Annotated in this window: 26 protein-coding genes and 1 pseudogene; 18 read left to right on the top strand and 9 right to left on the bottom strand. The window is 66.2% G+C overall.

The window, feature by feature from the left end; translation table 11 throughout:
• A pseudogene (locus tag NFL01S_RS36405) lies at positions 1-382 on the top strand (hypothetical protein); the annotation flags it as partial.
• On the opposite strand, the gene NFL01S_RS03495 reads toward NFL01S_RS36405, so the two are convergent.
• The 3 genes from NFL01S_RS03495 to NFL01S_RS03505 form a co-directional block, all read right to left on the bottom strand.
• Positions 305-1,426, bottom strand: a complete 1,122-nt coding sequence (locus tag NFL01S_RS03495) for an NDMA-dependent alcohol dehydrogenase (RefSeq protein ID WP_062971432.1) — start codon at positions 1,424-1,426, stop codon at positions 305-307. The pseudogene NFL01S_RS36405 and the gene NFL01S_RS03495 sit on opposite strands and share 78 nt — an antisense overlap.
• Before the next feature lie 31 nt (positions 1,427-1,457).
• Complete coding sequence (locus NFL01S_RS03500; RefSeq protein WP_062971434.1) at positions 1,458-2,912, bottom strand: aldehyde dehydrogenase; 1,455 nt, start codon at positions 2,910-2,912, stop codon at positions 1,458-1,460.
• 262 nt (positions 2,913-3,174) lie between these two features.
• On the bottom strand, positions 3,175-4,545 hold the full coding sequence (locus NFL01S_RS03505; RefSeq protein WP_062971436.1) for an MFS transporter: 1,371 nt from the start codon (positions 4,543-4,545) through the stop codon (positions 3,175-3,177).
• A gap of 196 nt (positions 4,546-4,741) precedes the next feature.
• Here NFL01S_RS03505 and NFL01S_RS03510 point away from each other — a divergent pair, with 196 nt between their 5' ends.
• The 12 genes from NFL01S_RS03510 to NFL01S_RS03565 all read left to right on the top strand — a co-directional run bounded on the left by NFL01S_RS03510 (position 4,742) and on the right by NFL01S_RS03565 (position 14,444).
• Positions 4,742-5,515, top strand: coding sequence for an SDR family NAD(P)-dependent oxidoreductase (locus NFL01S_RS03510; RefSeq protein ID WP_062971438.1), 774 nt, complete (start codon positions 4,742-4,744; stop codon positions 5,513-5,515).
• Between the two features lie 142 nt (positions 5,516-5,657).
• Entirely contained in the window at positions 5,658-6,194 is a 537-nt protein-coding gene (locus NFL01S_RS03515; protein ID WP_168433974.1) for a nuclear transport factor 2 family protein, read from the top strand.
• Between the two features lie 94 nt (positions 6,195-6,288).
• Positions 6,289-6,750 (top strand): FAS1-like dehydratase domain-containing protein, encoded by a 462-nt coding sequence (locus tag NFL01S_RS03520; RefSeq protein WP_157116228.1) that lies wholly within the window; start codon positions 6,289-6,291, stop codon positions 6,748-6,750.
• Entirely contained in the window at positions 6,747-7,190 is a 444-nt protein-coding gene (locus NFL01S_RS03525) for a MaoC family dehydratase (RefSeq protein ID WP_062971445.1), read from the top strand. Before NFL01S_RS03520 ends, NFL01S_RS03525 begins: the two co-directional genes overlap by 4 nt.
• Positions 7,187-8,146, top strand: a complete 960-nt coding sequence (locus tag NFL01S_RS03530) for an LLM class flavin-dependent oxidoreductase (protein ID WP_062971447.1) — start codon at positions 7,187-7,189, stop codon at positions 8,144-8,146. Before NFL01S_RS03525 ends, NFL01S_RS03530 begins: the two co-directional genes overlap by 4 nt.
• Positions 8,143-8,994: a hypothetical protein gene (locus NFL01S_RS03535; RefSeq protein WP_062971449.1), complete on the top strand. Its 852-nt coding sequence runs from the start codon at positions 8,143-8,145 to the stop codon at positions 8,992-8,994. Before NFL01S_RS03530 ends, NFL01S_RS03535 begins: the two co-directional genes overlap by 4 nt.
• The gene (locus tag NFL01S_RS03540) at positions 8,991-10,133 is read left to right on the top strand and encodes an acetyl-CoA C-acyltransferase (protein ID WP_062971451.1); all 1,143 of its coding nucleotides are present in this window, start codon (positions 8,991-8,993) and stop codon (positions 10,131-10,133) included. Before NFL01S_RS03535 ends, NFL01S_RS03540 begins: the two co-directional genes overlap by 4 nt.
• Before the next feature lie 3 nt (positions 10,134-10,136).
• Entirely contained in the window at positions 10,137-10,907 is a 771-nt protein-coding gene (locus NFL01S_RS03545) for an SDR family NAD(P)-dependent oxidoreductase (protein ID WP_062971453.1), read from the top strand.
• A 40-nt stretch (positions 10,908-10,947) separates the two neighbouring features.
• Positions 10,948-11,340, top strand: a complete 393-nt coding sequence (locus tag NFL01S_RS03550) for a PhlB family protein (protein ID WP_062971455.1) — start codon at positions 10,948-10,950, stop codon at positions 11,338-11,340.
• Positions 11,337-12,458, top strand: coding sequence for a thiolase family protein (locus tag NFL01S_RS03555; RefSeq protein ID WP_062971457.1), 1,122 nt, complete (start codon positions 11,337-11,339; stop codon positions 12,456-12,458). The genes NFL01S_RS03550 and NFL01S_RS03555 overlap by 4 nt, the downstream gene beginning before the upstream one ends.
• Positions 12,451-13,683: a cytochrome P450 gene (locus NFL01S_RS03560; protein WP_062971459.1), complete on the top strand. Its 1,233-nt coding sequence runs from the start codon at positions 12,451-12,453 to the stop codon at positions 13,681-13,683. Before NFL01S_RS03555 ends, NFL01S_RS03560 begins: the two co-directional genes overlap by 8 nt.
• On the top strand, positions 13,683-14,444 hold the full coding sequence (locus NFL01S_RS03565) for an SDR family NAD(P)-dependent oxidoreductase (protein WP_062971461.1): 762 nt from the start codon (positions 13,683-13,685) through the stop codon (positions 14,442-14,444). Before NFL01S_RS03560 ends, NFL01S_RS03565 begins: the two co-directional genes overlap by 1 nt.
• 56 nt (positions 14,445-14,500) lie before the next feature.
• On the opposite strand, the gene NFL01S_RS03570 is transcribed toward NFL01S_RS03565, so the two are convergent.
• The 4 genes from NFL01S_RS03570 to NFL01S_RS03585 are packed head-to-tail and all read right to left on the bottom strand — an operon-like array spanning position 14,501 to position 17,517.
• The gene (locus NFL01S_RS03570) at positions 14,501-15,538 is read right to left on the bottom strand and encodes an MBL fold metallo-hydrolase (protein WP_062971463.1); all 1,038 of its coding nucleotides are present in this window, start codon (positions 15,536-15,538) and stop codon (positions 14,501-14,503) included.
• Positions 15,539-15,587: 49 nt separating this feature from the next.
• Positions 15,588-16,772: an NAD(P)/FAD-dependent oxidoreductase gene (locus NFL01S_RS03575; RefSeq protein WP_062971465.1), complete on the bottom strand. Its 1,185-nt coding sequence runs from the start codon at positions 16,770-16,772 to the stop codon at positions 15,588-15,590.
• 14 nt (positions 16,773-16,786) lie between these two features.
• Positions 16,787-16,978 (bottom strand): ferredoxin, encoded by a 192-nt coding sequence (locus tag NFL01S_RS03580; RefSeq protein WP_084492376.1) that lies wholly within the window; start codon positions 16,976-16,978, stop codon positions 16,787-16,789.
• Entirely contained in the window at positions 16,975-17,517 is a 543-nt protein-coding gene (locus NFL01S_RS03585; RefSeq protein WP_084492377.1) for a VOC family protein, read from the bottom strand. The genes NFL01S_RS03580 and NFL01S_RS03585 overlap by 4 nt, the downstream gene beginning before the upstream one ends.
• A gap of 149 nt (positions 17,518-17,666) precedes the next feature.
• Here NFL01S_RS03585 and NFL01S_RS03590 point away from each other — a divergent pair, with 149 nt between their 5' ends.
• From NFL01S_RS03590 to NFL01S_RS03600, 3 genes are read left to right on the top strand one after another with little or no spacing between them, the layout of a single operon-like run.
• Positions 17,667-18,830, top strand: a complete 1,164-nt coding sequence (locus NFL01S_RS03590) for an acyl-CoA dehydrogenase family protein (RefSeq protein ID WP_062971572.1) — start codon at positions 17,667-17,669, stop codon at positions 18,828-18,830.
• A gap of 59 nt (positions 18,831-18,889) precedes the next feature.
• Entirely contained in the window at positions 18,890-19,474 is a 585-nt protein-coding gene (locus NFL01S_RS03595) for an EthD domain-containing protein (RefSeq protein ID WP_168433975.1), read from the top strand.
• A gap of 8 nt (positions 19,475-19,482) precedes the next feature.
• Positions 19,483-21,096 (top strand): class I adenylate-forming enzyme family protein, encoded by a 1,614-nt coding sequence (locus tag NFL01S_RS03600; protein WP_062971473.1) that lies wholly within the window; start codon positions 19,483-19,485, stop codon positions 21,094-21,096.
• Between the two features lie 85 nt (positions 21,097-21,181).
• On the opposite strand, the gene NFL01S_RS03605 is transcribed toward NFL01S_RS03600, so the two are convergent.
• Together NFL01S_RS03605 and NFL01S_RS03610 are read right to left on the bottom strand one after the other, a co-directional pair.
• The gene (locus NFL01S_RS03605) at positions 21,182-21,913 is read right to left on the bottom strand and encodes a TetR/AcrR family transcriptional regulator (RefSeq protein ID WP_168433976.1); all 732 of its coding nucleotides are present in this window, start codon (positions 21,911-21,913) and stop codon (positions 21,182-21,184) included.
• A 122-nt stretch (positions 21,914-22,035) separates the two neighbouring features.
• Positions 22,036-22,851, bottom strand: coding sequence for an alpha/beta fold hydrolase (locus NFL01S_RS03610; protein WP_168433977.1), 816 nt, complete (start codon positions 22,849-22,851; stop codon positions 22,036-22,038).
• A gap of 1,282 nt (positions 22,852-24,133) precedes the next feature.
• Between NFL01S_RS03610 and NFL01S_RS03620 the strand changes: the two genes are divergently transcribed.
• The gene (locus NFL01S_RS03620) at positions 24,134-25,210 is read left to right on the top strand and encodes a tyrosine-type recombinase/integrase (RefSeq protein ID WP_062971479.1); all 1,077 of its coding nucleotides are present in this window, start codon (positions 24,134-24,136) and stop codon (positions 25,208-25,210) included.
• Positions 25,207-25,542: a helix-turn-helix domain-containing protein gene (locus tag NFL01S_RS03625; RefSeq protein ID WP_062971480.1), complete on the top strand. Its 336-nt coding sequence runs from the start codon at positions 25,207-25,209 to the stop codon at positions 25,540-25,542. The genes NFL01S_RS03620 and NFL01S_RS03625 overlap by 4 nt, the downstream gene beginning before the upstream one ends.
• Positions 25,543-26,048 lie beyond the last annotated feature (506 nt).

Consider the following 26,048-nt stretch of genomic DNA (forward strand, 5'->3'; position numbering starts at 1 on the left):
GGACACAGATGTGCGGTCGGCGGACGCCGAGCTGCTTGTACGTGGCCTTCCGGTGCGACGAATTCATACCGCAGCCGGGAAGAAGCATTACACCGGCGCCTTCTGGTCATCTACGACCAGGACTCAGCATCACTATGAGAGCCGCTTGGAGTTGGACCGGCTATGGCTTGCCGACTTCGATCCGCGCGTGGTGTGGATAGCAGCGCAGCCGTTCTGGCTCTGGGGACGCGACGGCGTTGCCGTTCATCGGCATGTGCCTGATCTGCTGTTGAAGCTGGATTCGGACCCATTCGTCACGAGTTTATTACAAGTCGAATTTCACCATGCCGCGCACGATTCGACCGGCATGCATATCTTCGAATCCCTCGGAAATATCATCTAGAGAGTAGGTCCGTGTGACCATCTCGTCGAGCTTGAGATGACCGGCCCGGTACAGTTCGACGAGCCTCGGGACGGCCGCCCGCGGGCTGGAATTCCCGTACAGAGCCCCGACAAGGCGCTTCTCGAGCATTGTCATCTCCCACAGGTTGATCGGGAGGTCGGAGACCTCGGCGCGTCCGGCGCCGGTGACGACCACTATGCCGGCTTTCCGGATCGAGGTCATGGCCTGCGATACATGCACAGCTGATGTCACCCCGACGGTGACGATGGCCGCGTCGGCCCCTTGTCCGTTCGTCCGTGACCGCGCGTAATCCGCCGCTTCGTCCATGTCGGCGCAAGCATAGGTGGCGCCGAACTCGAGTGCCTGCTTCCGCTTGAATTCCACCGGATCCACAGCGATGACATCGCGCGCACCTGCGTGGACAGCGCCTTGAACGGCGCTCATGCCGATGCCGCCGATCCCCATGATGATTGCCGTATCGCCCGGCCGGATCTCGGCGGCGTGTACCGAAGAGCCCCACCCGGTGCCGACCCCGCATCCCAGTAGGGCCAGCGGGGCCAGTGGAACATCCTGTGCGACCTTGATCGCAGATTCGATGCTCACCGTGGTGTATTCGCTGAAGGTCGACACTCCACACATCTGACCGACGTTGTCACCCGCCAGCGTCATCCGGAAACTGGTCACATCATCGAATCGGGATCCCACCAGCATATTTGCGCCCAAGTCGCAGAGGTTCTGTTTGCCCTGGGCACACCAGCGGCATCGGCCACACGCAGGGACGAAGCTGAACACCACGTGCTCTCCGATTTCCCAACCAGGAGTATCCGGACCGACTTCCACGACCACCCCGGAGCCCTCGTGGCCGCCACAGAACGGAAACGTAGCCGCCGGCACATCCCCTGTGGCCATATGGTCGTCGGAATGGCACAAACCCGAGGCGGTCATTTTGACGAGCAGCTCCCGTGAGCGCGGACTCTCGAGATCGACCTCAACGGTTTCGAACGTTCCGGGGGTACGGAACAGGACTGATGCGCGAGTCTTCATTCTATTACTTCTTTCTGGCTCGTACCGATACTCAGGCGTTCTCGACAATCAATTTGGTTTCCAGGAAAGCCCCGATACCTTCGACTCCGCCTTCGCGTCCCAATCCCGATTGTTTGTAGCCGCCGAACGGTTCGGTCAGGCACAGCCCCGCACTGTTGACGAAGATCTGCCCGGTGCGAATTCGCCTCGCGATCTTCTGACCGACTTCGTGATCGCCGGAGTAGACCGCGCCCGACAGTCCGTACTCTGAGTCGTTGGCAATGGCAACCGCTTCTTCGATGTCGGTGTACGGGATGGCAACCACCACCGGGCCGAAAATCTCCTCGCGAGCTATACGCATGGAATTGTCGACGTCGGCGAAAAGCGTCGGCTCGATGAACCAGCCGCGCTCCATTCCCTGCGGTCGGCCACCACCGGTGACCACCCGAGCGCCTTCCTCCCGTCCGATACCGATGTAGTTCTCGACCCGAGTGCGCTGGCGTTCGGAAACCAGCGGGCCGAGGATCGTGTCCGGCGCGAACGGATCGCCGACGCGCAGCCCTCGGAGCGCCGCGCCGAGCACGTCGACGAACTCGGTGTATCGGCTACGCGGGGCCAGGACCCGGGTGACGGCCGCGCAGACCTGGCCACTGTGACCGACACTCGCGGGAATCAGCGACGGCAGCACATCCTCGAACACCGCATCATCGGTGATGATCGCCGCGGATTTCCCGCCCAGCTCGAGAGTCACGCGCGCGACGCGAGCGGCACACGACTGCATGATCTTCTTGCCGGCAGCGGTACTACCGGTGAACGAGACCTTGTCGACACCGCGATGGTCGACGAGGTGCGCACCGACGGGGCGGTCACCAGGAAGGATGCTGACCAGCCCCTCGGGCAAGCCGGCCGCAGCCAGCGCCTCGGCCAGCAGAAATGTGCTGACCGGACCCTCCCGGGCCGGCTTGACCACAACGGAGCAGCCGGCAGCCAGGGCTGCCGACAACTTCAGACTCGCATTCGCCACCGGTCCGTTCCAGGGAATGATTGCGCCGACTACACCGACGGGCTCGCGGACGACGGTCCCTGCGCTCTGATCCCATCGGCGTCGATCCTCGAAATCGTAGCTCTGCAGCAGCTGCGCATTGCGCCGCCAGAACTGCACCGCCATGGCGTGGAAAGCCTCGCTCACCGCCAGCGGTGCCCCTACCTCGGACGAAAAGGTCGAGATCATCTCCGGCAGGCGGGCCTCGATTTCATCAGCGACGCGATTCAGGGCCGCGACCCGATCTTTCCGGGACAACGTCGTCCACGCGCCGGAATCGAAGGCGGCACGGGCGGCATCGACCGCACGATCGATATCGACCGAGCCGGCCTCGGGGACCGTGGCTATCTTCTCCTCGGTCATCGGGGAAACCACGTCGATTCGACTGGAGGTCGCAGGATCGACCCATCGGCCGCCTATGAACAATTTGTCGTGTGAACGCACGACCGCTTGATTGTTCGTCATACTGTGCTGCTCCTATTCATCCGAGAATCTCGCCCGGACGGCATCGCGTGCAATCCGGGCCTGCGCCAGGGGCCACCGAGCCGATTGTCGGCCGACATCGTCGTGGGGTGCCCGGCGTAACTCCCTCATCGAGTTACGCCGGGCGTTTCGGTGATTCATTTGCAGGCTCTGGTCATCCGGTAATCGCGCGTGGGCGATATTGCCGTGGACCGGGTACTGACCAGCGGGTCGTTACTTACCGCCGGAGGTCGACCTATGACGGTCACGTGGTCTCGAGGACCTCTGCGCTGCTGGCTCCGGGTTTTTTCGTTCCGCTGCGATCGGCCACGACCCGGGCGAGTTGCATGATCGCCACGGCGGCAAGCAGGGTGGGGATGATGGTGAGAGTGAATATGGTGACCGGGGCGAGACCGATTCCGATGAGGAGTCCGCCCAAGGTGGGGCCGATGATAGATCCGATTCGCCCGATGCCATAGGCCCAGCCGACGCCGGTGGCGCGGGTGTTGGTGGGGTAGGTCGCGGCTGCGACGGCACTGATGCCGGTTTGGGAGCCGGATACTCCGACGCCGATCAGGAATACCGCGACCAGTAGTACCGGCACGATGTCGAAGGCGAGGGCTGTGATGCCGATGAAGACGGCGCCGATTACATAGGCCGTGGCGATGGTGCCGAAAGGCCGGTCTCGGGTATCGGAGAGCCGCCCGATCACGATGCCACCGACGACGCCGCCGAGGTTGAACAGGGAGGTGGCGATCAGGGCGGTGGACGACGACAGACCGGCCTGTCCGAACAGTGAGGGCATCCAGCTGAGGACGAAGTAGATGACGAGCAGGTTCATGAAGAAGACCGCCCACAGGATCAGTGTCCGGGTAGTCCTGCCGTCGGCGAACAGTGAGACGATCGAGGACTTCTCGGTTGTTGTTGTTCCGGGAAGTTCGGGCACGCTGCCCGGCGGTATCGAAGGGTTGATCCGGCGGACGATTTCGGCGGCCTGCTCGGTTCGGCCCGCCACTGTCAGGTAGCGCACCGATTCGGGTAGGTAGCGGTAGGCGACGGCGGCGATGGCCAAGGGGATCACCCCGCCGATGATGAACAGCCCACGCCAGCCGAGCGCTGGGATCAGCCAGGCGGCGATGAAACCGCCGGCGAAGCCGCCGACCGAGAATGCGCAGACCACGACGGTCACCACGGTGGTGCGGAGCCGGGCCGGGGCGTACTCCGCGGCGAGAGCGATCAGGTTGGGCGTGATCCCGCCGAGACCGAGTCCGGTGAGGAATCGGAGGGCCATGAGGGTTTCCACCGATTGCGCTTGCGAGGTCACCAGGGTCAGCACGCCGAACATGACAGTGCAGCCGATGATGACGCTGCGGCGGCCGATGCGGTCCGAGACCGGACCGAAAATCATTCCACCGAGCATCATCCCGACCAGCCCGAGTGAGAAGACCGGGCCGAACGACGACACCGCGGTTTCCCAGTCCTCGGCGATCCTGGGCGCGGCGAAGCCGATGCTCTGCGCATCGAATCCGTCGATGACGGCGATGGCGATACAGAGCCCTATCGCTCTTTTCTGCACCGCCGATACCGGTGCCTTGTCGATGGCCTCAGCGACATCGACCCCTCGAGTTCCGTGCACGGCACGCCTTTCGTTCTCGGCGCGGGGACAGCGAACCCGCGCGCCGAACCATCAAGATGATGTGTCCCCCATCACACAGTCGCTGATGTTAGCGAGTGGTGAAGTTTTAGTCAACCAATCGTTTGGTCTATATAATCGAAGCGGTGCGGCCGGCGTATTCCGGCGGCATTCGGTCGGCGACAAGGAGTGGAAAGCCGTGGATGACGAGTTCGGAGGCCGGCCCGGCGGGGCTCTGGTGGTGGGTGGTTCGGGGGCGATCGGGCGTGCTGTGGCCGAGCGCCTCGCCGAGATGGGGGCCGATATCGCCCTCGGGTACAGCTCTCGTCGGGAGGCAGCCGACGCGGCGGCCCGGGCGGTCCGGGACCGGGGGTGCCGCGCAGAGCCGGTGTGCCTGGATATGCGGGATGCTGCCGGTGCGGCGGCGGCGGTCCAGCGTGCGGGAGACCTCCTCGGTGGTCTCCATACCGTGGTACTGGCCGCCTCGCCGACGAATTCGCAGTTCTATGCCGGCAGCCTTCCAGATGCTCGCTATCTGGATCAATTGACCGTCGACGCCGGCGGTAGCTACGCCATCGTGCGGGCGGCGCTGCCGTTGCTGCGGGAGAGTCGCGGGTCGATCGTGGCCGTGACCACCGTCGCCAACCGTCGCTACGTACTGCGGGATGTGCTCTCGACCGCGCCGAAGGCGGCGAACGAAGCGCTCGTACGTGCTGTCGCCGCCGAGGAGGGGCGCTACGGGGTCCGCGCGAACGCCGTCGGTGTGGGAATTCTCGACGAGGGGATGACTGAGCGTCTCGTCGCCAGCGGTGATATCCGGCCGGGTGATCTCGAGCATGCGCTCGGCCGTATCCCGCTGCGGGCGTTCGGGAAAGCCGCCGATATCGCGGAGGTGGCCGGTTTTCTGGCTTCGGAACGGGCTCGTTATGTGACGGGGCAGTGGATCGATGTCGACGGAGGTTACTCGCTGTGACCAGTCGTTATGCCATATTCGTAAATTCGACCAAACGATTGGTTGACATAAAGTTCGCCGGGTCGTTAGGGTTGGCCGGACTGCGACGGCGGCAGGTGATCTCGATTGCCGGCCTCGCGGACCGCGAGTGAGAGGTGTATCGGTGCATACGGACGAAATCGCGAGCCGGCTCGCGATCACCGAGGTTCTCCACCGGTACTGCCGGGGAATGGACCGGATGGACAAAGAGCTGACCCGCGCGTGCTGGCATGCGGACGGCACGGACGATCACGCTCCGCTGTACGTGGGCACCGCCGACGGCTTCCTCGATTGGCTCTGGCCGGTCCATGCCGCGATGGTGCTGACCAGGCATCGGATCACCAATGTTCTCATCGATATCCGGGACGGGTCCGCCGGTGTGGAGTCGTATTGGGAGGTCACGCTCCGGAGCGAGACCGACGGCCGCGCGGTTGATGTCCGGTCCGGTGGCAGATATGTCGACGATTTCGAGCAGCGGGACGGCCGGTGGGCGATCGTGCATCGCCGATCGATTCGGGAGTGGTCCCGGGCGGATCCGGTCATTGATCTTGTCGATCCGGCGCAAGGGCAGGCCGGGATCATCGCGAACAATCCGGAGGCGCGGGTGACGTTGCCGCGGCGCGATCGGCGCGACTACTCGTACGAGGTGCTCGGATTGTAGGAACGCGCGGTCGGCCGCTCGGTATCTGACAACAGAGCGGATGCGACCTCGTATCGGCGAGGTCGGCGTATGTCCAATTGATTAAAACGACCGTTTGATTGCTGAAAAAGAGTTGATCATGCTGAGTGAAGAGGAACTGCGGGCCATCGTCGGCCGCGAACTACCCGGTGGCGAGTACGTGATCGAGCCATACCTGGATTGGCTGCTGCGCGACGCGGTCGGATCGGAGCGCGACGTCGTCACCGCGCATCCGCTGTTCGCTTATGTCGCGACTGCCCGGGGGAAGGGCATCGGCTGGGACGAGGTCTTCCGGATCTGCGGGGCCACCGCTGCGGACGGACCGATGTTCGGCGAGCACGAATTCGAGCTGACCCGGCCGCTGCGAGTAGGGGAGCGGATCACGGTACGCGGCCACTTCGACAGCGCGGAGCGTAAGCGCGGCCGCAAGACCGGAGTCTTCGACATCATCGGCTTCCGCGTCACGCTGCACGACGTGGACGGCCGGCCGGTCGGTACCACGCGCAACAGCATCGTCTACCCGAGGAGGGAAGCGTGAAGGTCGAGGTCGGTGCGGCGGTGACCGAGTGGGTACTGCCCGCGGTCAGCGCCGAGAAGATGAAGACGATGGCATTGCTGCTGGCGGATCCGAACCCGATCCATTTCGATATAGCCGCGGTGCGTTCGCTCGGACTCGGTGATCAGCCGGTCAATCAAGGCCCCAGCAATGTCGGGTACGTGCTGAACATGCTCGGCGCGTGGGCGGGCGGCACGGATCGGGTCCGGGCATTGCGAGTGCGGTTCCTCGGCAACGTATTCGGCGGTGACCACGTCACCTGCCGCGGGACGGTGACCGCGGTCCGCGCCCACGGTGGCTCGGTGCTGGCCGATTGCGCGGTCGAACTACTCGCCAAAGCTCGGGGAGCACCGGAGCCCAGGGTGGTGCTCAGCGGAACCGCGAGCGTCGAGATCTCGGCGCCGGCGGTGGCGGCGGAATGAAAGTGGGCGCGGGGTTGTGGACCTTCCAGTCCACGGCTGCACATCCGATCCCGGTCGGATCGGCGTACCAGGGGTTCGCCGACGACGCCGCACGCCTGGAGTCACTGGGATTCGACGACGTCTGGCTCGGCGAACATCGGCTCTGGTACGACGGCTGGTGCCCCGCCCCGCTCATGGCACTCGCGGCCGCCGCTGCCCGAACCAGCACGATCGGTCTCGGTACGGCGATGCTGCTGCTACCGCAACATGATCCCGCACGAGTGTCGGCGCTCGCCACGGCCCTGGGACGGATCAGCGGTGGTCGCCTGCGGCTCGGGGTCGGGCTCGGCCACCGGGATGCGGAGTTCGACGCACTCGGGATCGCCCGGGCGACGCGGGGCGCCCGAATGGGACCGGCGCTGGATGCGCTGCTGGCCGCCGGCTCGGCGGCGCCGGATATCTGGGTCGGCGGTATGGCACCCACAGCACTGGCCCGGCTCGGCAGCCGGGGTATGTCTGCGCTGTTGCCGCAGAGCCTCACCCTCGATGCGACGGCCCGGGCGATCGCCACGATCCGCGACGCCGCGAAGCGGGCCGGCGTCGCGCCCGGGCGGATCGGGATGATGAAAGACGTCTGGGTCGATGCCGACGGCGTCCGTGGGCGGGAGTGGTTCCTGCCGCGGTTGCGGGAGCACTACCGCGAGGAAGCCGGCGCGTGGTGGGTACTCGGGTCCGGCGGTCACGGTTTCACCGATCCCGCCGGGCTCGAGCGGCAGGTCGATCGGGTCGCGGACGCCGCGATCGTCGGGTCGCCGGACACGGTGACCGAGCGGCTGCGGGAACTGGCCCGGGCCGGTGTCGAACATCTCGTCGTGCGGTCGGTATTCGATTTCACCGCCGGGCCGTCGTTGTGGCCGGCGCTCGAACTCTTCGCACACTCGGTTCTGCCTCGCCTGCGACAGGAGCAGCCGTCATGAGAATCGGCGTAGAGGTGGTGGTCGGCGAAGACTTGCTGGGAGCTGTACCGCAGATCGCCGAGCTGGTCGAGGCCGCTGGTCTCGACGTCCTGTGGTGGCATCCGGTGGGGTCCGCCTGGACTTCGTCTCTGGTGGTCGCCGCGGCCTCCGCGGCGGTCACTACAACGCTCACGGTCGCGCAGGATGTCGCGTTGCAGGGTTTCCACCCGCTGTACCTCGCCGAAGAGCGGCACGTGACCGATCGATTGCTCGGTGGCCGGCTGGTCACGGTGTTGCGCGGTGACGCGGACGAGCAGAGCGAGGTCGCTGCCGTACTGCTGGCCGCTGCCGCGGGTAGACCGTTCCGCCATGTGGGCAGCCGGTGGACCGTTCCCGCCGGGCTGGAAGCGAATTCGATCAACCGGGAAGAATGTATCCGCGTCACCCCGATGCCCTCGGGGATGGGCACGGCCATCTGGGTCGGTGCCCGCGCGGCTGCCGCGACCGGGCTGCCCGCGGTCGACTCTCCGGCCCTGTGGGCCGAACTGGATTCCGGCGCAAACGCCGTGCAGCGCCACGCTGTTCGCCCCGCCGTGCGCCGGTGGGATCCGCAGGACGAGCCCGTCGACGAGTTGGTGGCGCGGTTGCGCGCCGAACAACAGCACAGCGGGGTCGATCTGATCGCCGTCCGGATCGCGGTAGCGCCGGGCACCGCCGCATGGCGATCGGCTGTGGCGGCGCTCGCCACCGTGGTCCGGCCGAGTCTGCAACTGGAACGGCTGCCCGCGGGCCTGGAAGGGCGCTGGCACGAGCCCCTCGGTGCGCGCGCGGGACAACAGCAGGTGAACCATCTGGAGGAGAAAACATGACCGACGCCTATATCGTCGATGCGGTCCGCACCCCGACTGGGAAGCGGGGTGGCGGACTGAGCGGATTGCACCCGACCGACCTGCTGGCCGCGGTGCTGACCGAGGTCGTCACCCGGAGCGGCATCGATGCTGCCGCGGTCGACGACGTGATCGCCGGCTGCGTCGCGCAGATGGGCTCGCAGGCGTGGAATATCGGCCGCAACGCTTGGTTGTCCGCCGGGCTGCCGGTGGAGGTTCCGGCCGTCACCATTGACCGCCAGTGTGGATCTTCGCAGCAGGCAGTGCATTTCGCGGCACAGGGCATCAAGTCCGGCGAACAGGATCTGGTGATCGCCGCGGGAGTCGAAGCCATGAGCGTGGTACCGCTCAACAGTTCCGGCGACCCCGGGCTCGGCTACGGATATCCGTTCGGCGGACAGGGGTGGGCCGCCAATTACGGGGACCAGGAGATTCATCAGTTCCGCGGCGGAGACCTCATCGCGGAGAAATGGGATATCGACCGCGAGCGGATGTTCGAGTTCGCGCTCGCGAGTCACCGGAAGGCGGCCCGTGCCCAGGACGAGGGCCGGTTCGACACTCAGATCGTCCCGGTCGCCGGCGTCGACCGAGACGAGGGTGTGCGCCGCGGCTCCACGATCGAGAAGATGCGAACCATCGCGCCGATCCGGCCCGGCGGGATCCACAACGCCCCGCTGGCGAGCCAGATCGCCGACGGCGCGGCCGCTCTGCTGCTGGCGTCCGGGAACGCGGTCGACCGGCTCGGACTGACCCCGCTGGCCCGGGTGCACACCACGACGGTGGTGGGCAGCGACCCGGTGCTCATCCTCACCGGACCGATCCCGGCCACCCGGAAGGTACTCGACCGGGCCGGGCTGTCGGCCGGCGATATCGACCTCTACGAATGCAACGAGGCATTCGCGGCGGTGGTGCTGGCCTGGGCGAAGGAACTCGCTATCGACCTGGACCGGGTGAACGTCAACGGTGGGGCGATGGCGCTGGGGCATCCGCTCGGGGCCAGTGGCGCACGGCTCATGACCACATTGGTCCACGAAATGCGGCGGACGGGTGCGCGCTACGGATTGCAGACCATGTGCGAGGGCGGCGGCCTGGCCAATGCCACGATTCTGGAACGGGTGTAGCGGATGCTGATATCGGAGGCGGTGGTCGTCGTGACCGGCGGCGCGTCGGGCATCGGGCAAGGGGTGGTCCGGGCGACCGTGGCGGCCGGCGGCCGCGCCGCGGTATTCGACCTCCCGGGGTCCGCCGGTGCCGAACTCGTGGCGTCGCTCGGCCCGTCCGCGGCCTTCTTCCCGGTCGATGTGACCGCTCCGGTGGAGGTCGAAGCGGCTGTCGCGGCTGCCGTGGCTCATTACGGGCGGATCGATGTCCTGGTCAACAGTGCCGGTATCAGCCCTGCGGCGCGAGTGGTAGCCGGTAACGGTGACCTGTTCCCCCTGGCGAAATTCCGGGCGGCAGTGGAGGTGAACCTGCTCGGATCGTTCGATGTGCTGCGGCATTGTGCCGGCGCGATGGCCCGGAACGCACCGACCGAGGAAGGCGAGCGCGGACTGATCGTGAACATCGGCTCGATCGCCGCATTCGAAGGCCAGGTCGGACAGGCCGCATATGCTGCGAGCAAAGGCGGCGTCGTCGCGATGACGCTGCCACTGGCGCGTGACCTCGCCACGCACGGGATCCGGGTGATGGGCCTCTGCCCCGGCACAATCGACACCCCCATGGTGCAGCAGGCGAGCGAGGAGATCCGCACCTACCTCCGGGACGCGAACGTGTTCCCGAAGCGCCTGGGCCGGGCCGGCGATATCGCTGCCGTCATCCGGACCTGTATGGAGACCACATATCTGAACGGTGAGGTGATCCGCGTCGACGCCGGGGTCCGGATGGCTCCGCGATGACGCCGATCTGCGACCCGCGAAACAGGAAGGACTGTGCGCCATGACGACGACGGTCGAACACGGCCGGTCGCCGGTCGATCCGCGGCCGGTCGGGGCGGAAACAAACGGTACGGTAACCATTACCGGCTGGCGTTGCGTTTCCTGTGCCCATCCGCTGACCCAGGAAGTTCTCCGCTGCCCGCTGTGCCGGAGCAGGGTCGGTCCAGCCACCTTTGCGACCAGCGGGGTGGTGTGGGCATCGACCTGCCTGCGGGTCCGTGTTCCGGACTACCCGCCGCCGTTCGCGGTGGCTTATCTGACCCTCGACGACGGGCCGCGCGTCCTCGTCCACACACCGGGGGACAGCCCGATCCGGCCCGGGCGCCGCGCCACCGTGACCTCGGTATCACCCGCGGGTGATCTCGTCGCGAACGAGAGCGAGGATCGCGCATGAACGCGTTCGTCTACGGTGTCGGCACCTCACGGTTCGGACGGCAACCGGGCGTGGCGGGTCCGGCGCTCGCTCAGCAGGCGATCCTCGAAGCGCTGGGCGACGCCGGCGTCGACAGTGTCGAGGCCGTATACGCAGGCACTGTGTTCGGCGCCCCCGGCACCGCCCAGCGCGCGCTACAGACTCTCGGAATCACCGGGATACCGATCCTGACCTTCGAGAATGCCTGCGCGACCTCGAGTACGGCGTTCCACGAAGCCCGCCATGCTGTGCTTTCCGGGCGGTACGAACGGGTGCTGTGCCTCGGAATCGAGACGATGACGGCGCATTTCGACGGCCCGATCACCCCGGAGCCGACCGACGCGGAAGGCCGCGCAGGGCTCGCACTGCCGGGCGTATACGCCATGGTCGCCAGCCGCTACCGCTACCTCTACGACCTCGCTCCCGAGACGCTCGCGGCCGTGGCCGTCAAGAACCGGCGCCACGGCGCACTCAACGACCGGGCCCAGCACGGCACCCCGGTGACAGTGGACGAGGTGCTGGCCTCGCGGATGATCGCCGACCCGTTGACGCTGATGCAGTGCTGCGATATCTCCGATGCCGCCGCGGCGGCGGTCGTGGGCGTCGGCCGGGGCAACTCCCGCGACATCCGGATCGCCGCGTCGGCACTGCGCTCGGGCGAGCTGTGGGACCACCGCAGCACGTTGCCGTGGGGATACGAGCTGATGCGGCAGGTCTCCGCGCAGGCCTGGGAAGAGGCCGGGATCGGACCGGCCGAGGTGGATATGTTCGAGGTCCACGATGCGTTCACCATCGGGGAGATCACCGCGACGGAAGCGCTCGGGCTGACCGAGCCGGGCGGCGGGGGCGATCTGGTGTTGTCGGGGCATACCGAACTGGGCGGTAAGCAGCCGGTGAATCCGTCCGGCGGTCTGCTGAGCCGCGGTCACCCCTTGGGCGCCACCGGTCTCGCGCAGATCGCCGAAGGTGTGTGGCAGTTGCGCGGATCCGCGGGCACCCGGCAGGTGGCGGGGGCCCGGGTCGCCGCCATCGAGACCATGGGCGGCGGCACCGCGGGAATCGATGGAAATGGATGTGTAGTGGTGGTTCTCGGTGGTTGAGAAGACGAACACCGTCGTCCCGGACGACGATATGCTGGGTGGTCCGCGGTTGGCCGACCCCTACCCGTACTTCGCGGCGATGCAGCAGCAGGACCCGGTGCACTGGAACGAGAAGTTCGGCGCCTGGTTCATTCACAAACACGCGGATGTCCTTGCCGCGCTCCGTAATCCCGCGTTCTCCTCGGATCGGGTGCGGCCGGTTTTCGACCGGCACATGTCGCCGGAACAGCGGCAGCGGCGGCAACCGACCTTCGATGTGCTCCGGCACTGGATGGTCTTCCTGGATCCACCGGAGCACACGCGACTGCGCAAAATCCTCACTCCCTTGTTCAGTCCCAAAGCGGTCGCGCCCTGGCGGCCCCGTATCGATCAGGTGGTCGAGGAGTCGCTGGCCGCGCTCGCCGAACGCGATACCTTCGATTTCGTCCTGGATTTCGCCTATCCCATTCCGGCGATCGTGGTCGCCGAGCTGATCGGGGTCCCGGCCGGAGATCGGGACAAATTCAAGAAATGGTCCGATGACATCCTGACCCTTGTCTTCGGCGCCGAGGGGCAGCAGGACCGGCGCGAACTGGCGCAGCAGGGGCTCGTCGAACTCACCGCCTACCTGGGCGATCTGATCGCCGATATCCGGAAGAACCCCCGCGACGACGTGATCTCACACCTGGTGAGCGCCGAGGTCGAACCGCCGTTGACCGACCAGGAGATCATTTCCACCTGCGCGCTGCTGGTATTCGGCGGGCACGAGACCACGACGAACCTCATCGCCAACGGCACCAGGCAGCTGTTGCTCCATCCGGAGCAGTGGGCGTTGTTGCGCGACGAGCCGCAACGGATCAATGCTGCGGTAGAGGAGTTGCTGCGGTTCGACGGCCCGTCCCGGTTGGAAGCGCGATTGCTGGTCGAGGATGTGGAAATGCGCGGGAAAGTGCTCCGCGCCGGCCAGAACGTCTTCCTCGTACAGAGTGCGGCGAACCGCGACCCCGATGTCTTCAGCGAACCCGGGTCCCTGGATATCACCCGGCAACCCAACCAGCACATCGGCTTCGGTCACGGTGTCCATCACTGCCTGGGCAACTTCCTGGCACGCCTGGAAGCGGTGGTCGCGATCCCGGCGGTGATCTCCGCCATGCCCGACCTGCGCCTCGATGGTGCGGAGACCTGGCACACCACCATGATGAGCCGTGGCATGAAGACCATGCCGGTGCGGCGAGGGGGCCGGTGATGGCCGTATCGCTGCCCCTGGCCGGGCGGACCGCGCTGATCACCGGGGCCAGCGGAGGAATCGGCCGGACGATCGCGGTAGCGCTGGCCGAGGCCGGTGCGGATGTCGGGTTGGTCGCGCGCCGCCGGGAAGCGTTGGAGGAGACCGCCCGGCTCGTCGCGCCGACCGGCCGGCGCGCGGCGGTGGCCACCGCCGATATCACCGACGAGGTCCAGATTGCCGCCGCGGTGGCCGCGGTGTCCGCAGAGCTCGGAGATCCCACGGTCGTGGTCAACAATGCGGGCGGCGCGAGGTTCCTCGCTCCCCTGGCCGAAATGCGAATATCGGGGTGGAACAAAACAGTCGGCCTGAACCTCACCGCGCCGCTGCTGTGCGCGCGGGCAGCGCTGCCCGGGATGATCCGGGCCGGCGGCGGCGCCGTCGTCAATATCGGGTCCATCGTGGGCGAGGCGGCCCAACACGATATGGCGCACTACGGAGCCGCGAAAGCGGGGCTGACCATGCTGACCCAGAGCATGGCGCGCGAATGGGGGCAGTACGGTATCCGGGTCAACGTGGTGGTTCCGGGCCTGATCGATTCGGGAGCGCACGCGCACTACGAAAAGGAATCGGGGATGAACCGGCTCTACAGTGCCGAGATCCCGCTCGGGCGCTGGGGTGATCCGGCCGAGATCGCCGGCCCGGTGGTGTTCTTGGCCTCGCCGGCGGCGTCGTTCGTCACCGGCACCGCATTGATCGTCGACGGAGGCCAGGTCTGCTGATCCGGCGCGTGAGTGACCGAATGCCCCGCACCGGTAGGCCGGTGCGGGGCATTCGGTCATTCTGTGGTGTAGATGTTGGGCCCGGCTTTGCCGGTCCCGCATCGTAGTTCGCCGCGGAAGGCGAGATGATCCAGGTGCACCAAGGTCTCGACAACAGCGAGTACCTGATCGAACAGACCGAGTTCGTGGAATCGCCGATCGCGGCGGGTCCAGGTGGAGGCATGCGCGATCGCCCGGGCGGTGCGCAATCCGTCCGCGCAGAGCATCCGGATCCGGTCGAGCCGTTCGGCATGATGGTCGATAAGTTCCCGGGCCCGGCGGCCGGCATCGTCGATGACCGGACCGTGGGATGGGAGCAGTCCGAGTGCGGGCCCGTCCGCGATGATCCGCAGGGATTCGAGATATGCGCCGAGCGGGTCGGGGGTGGGCCTCGGTTCGAAACCGACCGACGGCGTGATGGTGGGCAGGATGTGGTCCCCGCTGAACAACAGGCGGGCTGTCTCCTCGACGAACACCATATGCCCGTCGGTATGCCCCGGAGTGTGGACAGCACGCAGTGTCCGGGACCCGGTACGCACCGGATCCCCGTCGTCCAGCCAGCGGTCGGGTAGCCCGAATTCCTCTGTCACATAGCCCTGCGGAGCCCGGGAGCCCGAGCCGGCCAGCTGATGGAGCAGATCCGCGGCATCGGCGGCGATGAGCCTGCCACCCTGGGAATCCAGGCCGCGGCCGGATCCGTCGATCATGGCCGCGATGGTCGGACCTTCCCGCCGGCCGAGTGCGATCCGGCTGCCGTACCGGGCACGCAGCGATACGGCCAGCGTGTAATGGTCACGGTGCGCGTGGGTCACGGCGATCGTGGCGATACGGTCGATCGACCGGCCGATCCTGGCCAGTGCCGCGGCGAGTTCCTGTTGCGCGTTCGGATCGGCCCACCCGCCGTCGACCAGGCCCAGCTCGTCGTCCGAGATCACCGCGTACACATTCACCGCCCGGAGCCCATCGTTGGGCATGCTGAGCGGAATCCGGAAAATGCCGTCGCCGACCTCGTAGATACCGGGCCGGGTCCAGTCGTGGGAGCCTGATGCCGGCATATCTCTTCCCTTCGGATCCGGAGCGACGGGTAGGCGCTCGGGGTGCGGATTACACTGATGTGCCGAGCGATTCGAGCACCATGCGGCGCGCGGCCACCGCCTTCTTGGGCAATCCGAGCAGTAGGACCCCGGTCAATGCGGCGCCCCGGAAATAGCCGACGACGGCCTCGCTCTCGAGATCGCCCTCCAGTACTTCGGCCCGGTCGGCCACCGCGAGCGACCCGAAAGATTGCAGCCGCAGATCGGCTTGATCGGACCAGAAGGACGGCAGGGGCGTGAACGCGGAATCGCTCGGCGGAGCGCCGGCCAGGTCGTGCATGAGCGTGGCCGCGGCCCGGGTTGCGGTCACCGCGGGAATCTGCCAGTGCTCGACCCGGCGCGGAACGTCGTCGAACAGTGGATTCGGGAATCGCGCCACATCGCCGACGGCGACAGACCCGGTGCCGCCGCCCATCCGGAGATCGTTGTCGCAGGCGATACCGTCGGAGAGGTCGAGGCCGTTGCCCGCGAGCCAATCCACCGCCGGCGCCGAACCCACGGCCTGGACGAGGACGTCACCGGTGAGGACCGAGTCGTCGGTCAACTCCACGCTCGTGGTGGTTCCCGATTCGGTGACCCGCCGGACGCCGGCGCCGAGATGGAAACGTATCCCGTGGCGTTCGTGCCGGCGCTGGACCGCGCCACCCGCCATCGTGCCCAGTGGGACCTGCAGTGGCGTCCGGTCCGGCGCGACCACATCGACTCGGCAGCCGAGCTGGGTCGCGGTGGCGGCGACTTCGCAACCGATGAAGCCCGCCCCGACTACCACGACCCGGGCGCCGGCGATGAGCCGCCGCTGCAGGGCGCAGCAGTCGTCGAAGGTCCGGACGACGAATCCCGCGCTGCCGTGCGGAATCGGTAGCCGGCGCGCCCGCACTCCGGTAGCCGCGACCAGTCCGTCGTATTCGATGATTCGCCCGTCCGACAGCGCCACCCGCCGTGCCGCCAGATCGGTGGCGACCGCCCGGACGCCCCGGATCCATTCGGCCCGATCCGCTTCCGGTCGTTGTTTGAAGAGCAACGAACCGAGATCAGGGGCGCCTTTCAGTGCTGCCTTGGAGAGCGGCGGACGCGTGTAGGGCAGGTGCGTCTCCTCCGAGATCACCACCACCTCACCGGCCCATCCGGCGCCGTACAGGGCTTCGACGGTTCTGAGTCCGCTCAGTGAACCACCGACGACAACGATCCTGCTCACGGAGGTCCTTCCGCTCAGCTCCGCAGCGTGATGGCCTGCACGGGGCACGCCAGCACGGCCGCCTCGACTTCGTCGCGTTGCGAAGCCGGTGCGGACGCCCGGTAGACGAGGTCGCCGGCGTCGTCGAGGTCGAAGACCTCGGGCGCGGCGAAGACACACTGGGCCAGGTTCTGGCAGAGCCCCATATCCACGTCGATATGCATCATCGGTCGCCCTCGGTGTAGAACCGGCCGATCATCTCGTCGCGGAGGTCGGCTTGTTCGACGTTCCCGGGATGCGGCAGCCAGCGGTCGCCCCCGACCTGGTAGCGGGTGGCCAGCTCGATGAGTACCCCGTGGGCTTTGGCTTCCGGTAGGAAGTTCCATTTCAGCCACGGCATCGTGTCCGGATGGCTGTCCTCGTCGAGCAGCACCGGCAGGCCCGCGGCCCGGCAATCCGCCATGGTGTGGCCGAAGTTGTCCGACAGGAACGCGATGTGGTGGACGAATTCGCCTCGTTTGGCCAGCACCTTGTGTACCCAGCTGTCCGCGGAGGCCGGTGCCCACATCTGGACGGAGACTCCGGTCGGATCGGGGTTCTGGAAGGTGGCCCATTCCATGTCGGTGCCGTCCGAGCTGCCCTTGCTGTAAGTGACGGTGTCGGTCATCTCGGGCATGAGGACGTTCAGGATGTCCCGCCAGTCGGAGACCGCTTGGTCGAGGTCGCGCACGCAGAGGGAGAAGTGATCGATATGAACTCGGGTCATGAGCCTTCCTTTCGCCGCTGAAATTATTACACCAAACGGTTGGTAGAAGAAAGTCACGCCGACTGAGGGTGTGGCTCTTGACACAGACCGATGTGGCGGTTTCTATTATAACAAGCAATCGTTTGGTCGAATTAATGAAGGAGTACCGCGTGGACTTCGCACTCACGCCGGAGCAGGAGGCGTTCCGCAAATCGGTCCGGGCCTGGGTCGAGAAGGAATGCCCGAAGGACGTGGCACTCGAGCTGGAGAAACAGGAGTTCCAGTACCCGCACGAGCTGTACCGGAAGATGGCCGACGCCGGCTTCCACGGCATCGCCATCGACGAGGAGTACGGAGGTTCCGGCGGTGGCGAACTCGACCAGGTGATCCTGATCCGGGAACTGGCCAGGTCGCTGGGCGGTCAGGCCTGGATCTGGGGGATCAACGCGTTCGCCGGTGCGAAATCGGTCGGCTACTACGGCACCGAGGAGCAGAAGCGGCGCTTCCTCCCCGATATCGCCTCCGGCGACAAGAAATTCGCGATCGCGGTCACCGAACCCGGCGGCGGAACCGACCTGCTCGGTGCGATGCGCACGACTGCCACGCGGAGCGAAGGCGGCTGGGTGATCAACGGGCAGAAGATCTGGTCCACCCAGGCCCATGTCGCCGATTACCTGCTGTTGCTGGCGCGCAGCGACAAGAATGTGAGCAAGAAGACCCAGGGAACCACGCTCTTCCTGGTGCCGCGGGAATCCGCGGGCGTCGAGTGCCGGCAGATCCCCAAACTGGGGATGAAGAACGTCGGCTCGTGCGAAGTCTTCCTCAACGATGTGTTCGTGCCGGACGATCTCGTGCTCGGTGAACCGGGCCAGGCCTGGTACATGCTGCTCAAAACATTGAACAACGAGCGGATCGTCATGTCGGCGCTCGCGCTGGGCATCCTCGACGGTGTCATCGAGGAAGCGATGCGTTACCTGGGGGAGCGGGAGGTGTTCGGTAAGCCGTTGGGTCAGGTGCAGATCCTGCAGCACTACATCGCGGATATGCTGATCGCCCAGAAATCGTCCGAACTGCTCATCTACGAGGCCGCTTGGCGGCAATCCGAGGGGCTGGACTGCGGAATGCACGCCAATATGGCGAAGATCGTGGCCTCCGAAGGTGCCGTGACCGCGGCCGATCGCGGGATCCAGATGTTCGGTGGAATGGGCTACGCCCTGGAAACGCAGATGCAGCGGTACTGGCGTGACGCCCGGCTGTACCGCATCGGCCCCATCGCGAACGAGATGGCGCGTAACTCCATTGCGGAGATGGCCGGCCTGCCGCGGTCGTTCTGAACGCGACGCCACATACCGGACGGAGCGGTCCGAACGGCACAATGCCGAAGGAGATCTTCATGCAGCACCGCATCTTCGTGGTGTCCCTGCGCGGCGATATCGACCTCGCGTGGGCGCGGCAACATTGGGAACACCGGCACGGGGCGCTGTTCGGGCAGACGCCCGGGTTGATCCGGTACCGGCAGGATCGGCCGCTTGCGGAAACGACGGATGGTTTCGTGTGCTCGGAGACCTGGTTTGCGTCCCGGGCGGCGGAGTCGGCGGCCTTCGGATCGGCGTATTACACGGAGACAGTGGTGCCCGACGAGAAACGGTTCCTGGCGCGGGATACCGCGTGGGCGGGACGCGTACTGCACGCCGAAGAACCTGAAACGCCCGAGGCGCCCTTCATGGTCCTGTGGTTCGGCACCGAAGCAGTACCGGAGCGGGCGGGCGGCCGGTGGTCCGCGATCGAGGTGGATCGGGCGGTTCCGGGTCCGGGCACGGGGACAACGGTCCGGCGAGGACGGTTCGACGACGAGGCCGCGGCCCGTCGCGCCGCCGACACATCGGTCCTGGCGTTGGTGTGCCGGCCGGTGGTCATCGATATCGACAGAGAACAGGCGATCGACGGTGGATCGATCGTACCGACGGTAGGAAGATAGTAGCGGTTATGGACGATTCCTGGCTCGAGCTGGTCACCGGCGGTGACCTCCTGGTGCGGTCTGCGGCACGCTGGCCGGACAACGACGCACTCGTATATCCGGAACAGCGGGTCACCTACAGCCGGCTGCTCCTCGGCGCGCGGCGTGCCGCGCGGGCACTGCTGGGCCTGGAAATCCGGCCCGGCGAACGGGTCGGCATCCTGATGCCGAACTGCCTCGACTTCATGGAGACCTACCTCGGCTGCCATCTCATCGGAGCGGTACCGGTGACGATCAATGCCCGGTACAAGCCTCGGGAACTCGCCCATGTCGCGGCGGACGCCGAACTGGTGACCGTGCTGACGACCGATCTCATCGCGGAGTACGCACCATTCGTCGAGCTGCTGGCCGCAGCCTTTGCACACGACCGCCCGGCCTCGCTGCGAAACCTGGTCATGCTCGGTGCGTCGAAGCCGGCCGGGTACGTGGACCGCGCCGGCTGGAACGCACTCGCCGATACGGTGCGCGACGCCGACGTCGAGTCGATGCGGCGCTCGGTGCGGCTCCGCGATCTCGCGGTGATCATGTACACCTCGGGAACCACCTCTCATCCCCGCGGTTGCCCGATGACCCACGAAGCGCTGGTACGAACCGCCCTCGCGGTCGGTAAACGGTTTCAGCTCACCGCGAGTGAACGATTCTGGAACCCGCTTCCGTTGTTCCACATGGGTGGTCTGCTGCCGACGACCGCCAACCTGCTCAACGGCGGGACGGTTGTCAGCGCGGTGCACTTCGATCCGGACACCGCGCTGAAAATGCTCGTGTCCGAGAAGGTCACCTTCGCCTATCCCACATTCCCCACGATCACGCAATCGCTGATCCACCACCCCGACTTCCGATCGGCGGACCTGAGCCGGATCCGCGGGCTGCTCGATACCGCCCCGCCGGATGTACTCCGGCAAGTGCAGGAGGCCTTCCCGGCCGCGAAAGTGATCGCCTCCTATGGTCTCACCGAAGCCGGCGGCGTGATCTGCTACAGCGAACTCGACGATGATCTCGACCGGCGGACCGGTACGTCGGGACGCCCGTTCGAGGGGATGCGGGTGCGCATCGTCGATCCGGAGACCGAAACCGAATGCGCGCCGGGACAGGTCGGCGAAATCAGGGTGACCGGTCCCGGCATGTTCGAGGGCTATCTGAACGATCCGGTCACCACAGCGGAGCGCACCGATCCGCTGGGCTATTTCCGCACCGGCGATCTCGGTTGCGCGGATGCCGACGGCCGCATCACCTACACCGGCAGGCTGAAAGACATGCTGAAGGTCGGTGGCGAGAACGTGGCCGCCGCGGAGATCGAGGCGCACCTCGCCCGGCATCCAGCGGTGAAGATCGCGCAGGTCGTCTCCGCGCCGGATGTACGCCTGGTCGAGGTCGCCGCGGCGTTCATCGAGCTCGTCCCGGGTGCGACCGTGACCGCCGGGGAACTGATCGCGCACTGCGCGGGCTCGATGGCGTCGTTCAAAGTGCCGCGACACATCCGGTTCGTGCAGGAATGGCCGATGTCGACCACCAAGATCCAGAAGGTGCGGTTGCGGGAAGCTATTGCGCAGGAGCTGGAGTCCAGCGCACCCCAGCCCAGCTGATCTCCGAAAGGGGCGCGACGAATGCCGCCGTCCGGCTGCCGTGTAATAGCAGCCGGACGGCGGTTTCACCATCTCTTGCCGCGGATCAGGAAGCCGAGGCCGGAAGGGAGGTTTCCGCGGCGACCGGACCGCCGAAGTCGACTTGCTGTGCGTAGCGGCGCAGACCTTCGATCCCGCCGTGCTCGGCGATGGCCTGATCCGAAACCACGGATCCGAGGACCAGCCCGGCGTAAGTGCGGGCGAGCGCGTCCGCCGACATGGCGCCCGCAGGGCTGTACCAACGCGTCAGATCGTTCAGCTGGCCGGTGATCATCAGGGAAACCGGACCCACATTCAAGTTCCGGTCGAACACCCCGGCCTCCTGGCCTTCGCGCAGGATGCTCTGCAGTGCTCCGAGGTAGGTCCTGCCGCCCTCGCGGACCTCCGCGCGGCGTCGCTCGCTCAGCTTGTCCAGTTCCCGTAGCCGGATGGTGTAAGCCGTCAGGTTGGCGACCGCATAGAAGACATGGCTGCGTACGAAGGCGGCCATTCGCGCAATGGGCTCGACGTCCAGCTCCAGTACCCGGCTCATCTCGTCGAGTGCGATGGCGTAGGTGTCCTTGATGACGTAGAAAAGGAAGTCTTCTTTGGAGCTGACGTAGTGGTAAAGGCTGCCCTTGAGCAAGCCGACGGAATCGGCGATGTCCTGGATGCTGGTCGCGTCGTAGCCCTTTTCCAGGAACAGATTCGCGGCCGCCGACATGATCTCTTTGAACCGCTCGGGATCGGGCCCGGTCCGTGGCCGGCCCCGGCGGGGCCGTTCTCGGGTCTCGGTCATGGCGTTCCCCCCGGTGTCCGGTGCGGGCCCGAGTATTTGCCGCCGCATCTGCGCATGTTCACGCGTGAAGCTGATCGTCTGGCCAATCGCATTGGTTAATTCTACCGTACGGTAGGCGAAATTCATTCCCTGGGAGGAGTGCGCCGCAGGAGGCCGGTCAGTGTGCCCAGGAGGGTCAGCGGCCGATCGAGCATGATGTGATGCCCGGAATCCGGGAGTACTCGGAACTGTCCACCGGACCAGGGAAGAAGATCTTCTTCCGCCGCGGGGCGAAGGAAGGAGCGGTGGCCGAAGATCAGGTCCACGGGACAAGCGGCTCCGGTCAGGTCGCCGGTGAAACGTGCGATACGGCCGTGCTCGTCGGAATCGGAGAAGATGCGTGGATCGTGGCGCCAGCGCCATCCCATGCCGTCGGAGACCAGGCCTTGGAGCGCGATGAATCGTTCGTACCATGGGCATCCGACGGCCTGGCGGGGCAGGAGCCGGAACCGGGCCAACGCCTCGGGGATGCTCGGATAGATCCGTTCGCCTACCGCACGAATTGTCAGCCCAGGCGGTGGCGGCGCATTGCGCCAGACCGGGGCGTCGACCGCGATGAATCGGTCGATCGGTGAGTCGTCGTGCAAGCTGAGTTCGGCGCCGGCGATTCCCCCCATCGAATGGGCTACCACCGTGGTTTTGCCCTGCCCGAGGTGCTCGATGAGCGCGCGGAGTTCGGACGCCCACAACGAGATCGAGTAGACCGGACGCCGATCGCTCACGCCATGACCGGAAAGGTCCACGGCGACAACATCGCGACCGGTCGCCGCGGCCAGCGACGGTGCCAGCGGTGCCCACCAGCAGGCGTGCGCGGCCCCGCCGTGTACCAGCACGATAGGGCGCGAACCCTGGGCCGATCCCCACCTCAGGTAACGGATCGATACTCCCTCGACGGTCAACCGTCCAGTCTGGGGTTCGACTGCGACGGCTGCGGTAAACCATGGTGGTATATCCGGAGCGATCGTCGTGGGAGCGAGCTGGGCGTAACGGATCGAATGCATGGGTTGTCGGACTCCACTGAGAGGATCTGTATTTATAACAAACAAACGGTCGATTAAATATAGCCTTGTGGAAGTACGCCGATCACCGGTTTCGTGTCGCATGGAAGTCCTCATGGACGAGTCGCTGGTGCGGCCGTTGGGCAACCATCACCCGGCCCCTGCATCGCCGCCGCCGAGCAGACCCTCGCCGACCTGCACAGGGCGCCGGCGGCCGGCGGGCCGGTTGACGACGAGATCGGCAACCGGCTCATCCTCCCACTGGTCGACAAGGCAGTCCCGGAATAGCAAACCACCTTGGACGCTCTTCTCGCGCTGCCCGAGATCGGCGGCCCGGTCAGGTATTCGGGCTGGGTGATCTCTGTCAGCACCCGGCTGGCAGTGGTCGAGCCGCGTATCTCGGCCGCGGTCCTGTTTGTCGGGAATTTCGTTTCCCCGCACCATGGTCGAGGAGGCCCGGCACGTCACCATCCCACTCCATGTCCAGCTGCAGTGGGATGGTGACGGAAACGCCCTCCAGCGGGCCTTGGGACGCCTTCGGCTCGAAAGAAAAGACCCTGCACGCCAATTTGGGGCGGGCATACCGGAGTCCCGCAGCACGCCGGGGGACGAGGGGAACCGGCTCGTCGTCGCCCGGCACCTGAAGTAAGGCGGGCCCGTCAGGCCGGCAGCATACGATAGGAGTCGTCGGCCAGGACACCGACAGATGCATAACCGTCGCGGTCGAGGCGGCGCTCGTCGGCAACGATCGATGTCACCCCATCGGGCCGACTGTTGTGCGTGACCGCCGAGTTAGGCACGAACAGATACGGTGAATCTCTGCCGAATATTCGGAATCGCTGACGGGCCACTGACCCCGGACGGCAGGCCCACGATCCGGGCGATCGCTTCCCGGATCGGTTCCCACGGACAAGGCTTCACTCACGCTGAAATGCGCACGGATCGCTGCGACCAGTTAGTGAGAAATCGGGCAGACAGGATTCTGCGAATACTCAGGTCGAATTAGATAACCGTCTTGTTCGACGCTGTGGCGATCCGTCCGAATGGCGTTGTCGTGCAGTGCCGCAGCCTTTTCAGCCCATCCAGGTCGCTCAGGGTGACGAATGACGTTTCGTCACCTCTGATGAGAGGACTGCTGATCCGGTGACGGAATTTCATCCATGATGAACATCGAGGGGGTGGGTTGACGCTGGCGGTGGTGCGGTCTCTGCGGGAGCCGCGTGGTCTTGTGACTGATGAGGAGTTGGCCGATTTTGAGGTCGACGTGCTGTCCGAGTTCGTCCTCGCGCGAGCTTCGGCCGGACTGACGGATGGCTCGATCCGGGCCGAGAATCTGCATCTGGAATTGGTCCGGAACTGGTTCGGCCGGCCGCTGTGGGGGATGGAGCCCCGCGATGCCGATCGCTATTTCGGCACGGTGTTGCGCAGGGTGTCCTCGTCGACGAGGTCGGCCAGGGCGCGAGCTCTGGTGACCTACTTCGACTTCCTCGAGATTCGGTACAAGGTCGAGCTGCATGAGCTGACCGGCCATGTGGTCGAGTGTCCGATCGACGAAGTGAATCGCCCGCGGATGTCGGTTGATATCCAGATCCGGATTCCGCCGACCGAGGCGGAGATGGAGCAGCTGTTCGCGGGGTGGCGTGAGGATTTGGTGTCGTGCCGCAAGTTCGCGCCGGCGGCGCGCAACTACATGGTGGCCCGGCTCTCAGCAGATGTCGGGCTGCGGATCAACGAGTCCCGGATGCTCGACCTGACCGACGTGCGTTGGGAGTTGGGCCGGTTCGGCAAGCTGAACGTCCGGCACGGTAAGGGCTCCAACCGGAAAGGCCCGAAGCAACGGCTGGTGCCGCTGATCAACGGTGCTGATCGCGCGCTGACGTGGTTCATCGAGGACGTGTGGGCACAATTCGACGCCGACGACAGCCTTCCAGGTGCTCCGCTGTTCCCATCCGAACGTCGATGCCCGGGCGGGGCGGGTTCACGCTGGGACACGAGCGTGATGCGCCGAGCCCTCGCCGCCGCGGTGGAACGGCACCTCCCGGCCTGGGTGGGCAGGATGTCCCCGCACGTCCTGCGCCACTACTGCGCCAGCCAGCTCTACCAGACCGGCGTGGAGATCCTGGCTATCCAGGAATTGCTCGGGCACTCCTGGATCGCCACCACGATGAACTACGTCCACCCCTACGGAAACCGAGTCGAGGACGCCGTCGCGGCCGGACACAAACGCGCCGCCGAACGGTGGGAGGGACTGATCCGATGAAGTGGAACCTGCGCCTGGTCGCCGCGAACCGCGGCATCTGGAAGTCCAGCGAGCTGCGCCGTCTGCTCGCCGCCCGCGGCCTGGAAATCAGTACCGGCAAGATGTCGGGGATGTGGTCGAGCACGCCTGCGGTGCTGCGACCGGATGAGCTCGACGTGCTCTGCGCCGTGCTCGACTGTGGGATAGCGGAGCTGATAATCGCCGAACCGAACACCGTGGCGCAGCCGGTCGCGGCCCAGGAGCACGTTCGGGCGGTCGGAGATCAGGGCGCAGACGCGGTCAGGCGGATCGTGCCGAAGCCCAGGACGGGCCGGTCCTTGCCGCCTCGATGACCGCCCCCGGTTGCCAGGAATGCGGCGGCCCCATCGAGGCGAGCACCTGCCCGCGCGGCGGTCGCCCGCGCCAATACTGTCTGACCTGCCGACCATCGAAGACGGCGGAACGACGAACCGAAGGCCCCAAAGGCCCCAAAGGCCACCGAGACGGCTCATGCGTCGAGTGCGGAACGCCGCTCGAACGCAGCGCCCGCAAGATCGGGCGGCCCCGGCTATACTGCGACGCTTGCCGCGGCCGCCGGTTCCGAACACCACCCCGACGTCGTCGCGACGATCTCGAGCCCGCCGCTTCGCGCGACAACCGAAGCACCCGGGTCGACTGTCCCGAGGCATACCGTGATCGTCGGTGCACCCGATGCGGTGCCCCGATCGAGGACAGCGGCCAGAAGAAGGGGCGGCCCCGGCTCTACTGCGACGCCTGTTACGGCTGCCGGATTCACGCGCGCCAACGCCGACCCCGCTCGCTCGGCGGCCTTCGATTCGCCGAGCTCTTCGACGAACCA

Source organism: Nocardia flavorosea NBRC 108225 (assembly GCF_001613385.1).
GTDB classification, from domain to species: domain Bacteria; phylum Actinomycetota; class Actinomycetes; order Mycobacteriales; family Mycobacteriaceae; genus Nocardia; species Nocardia flavorosea.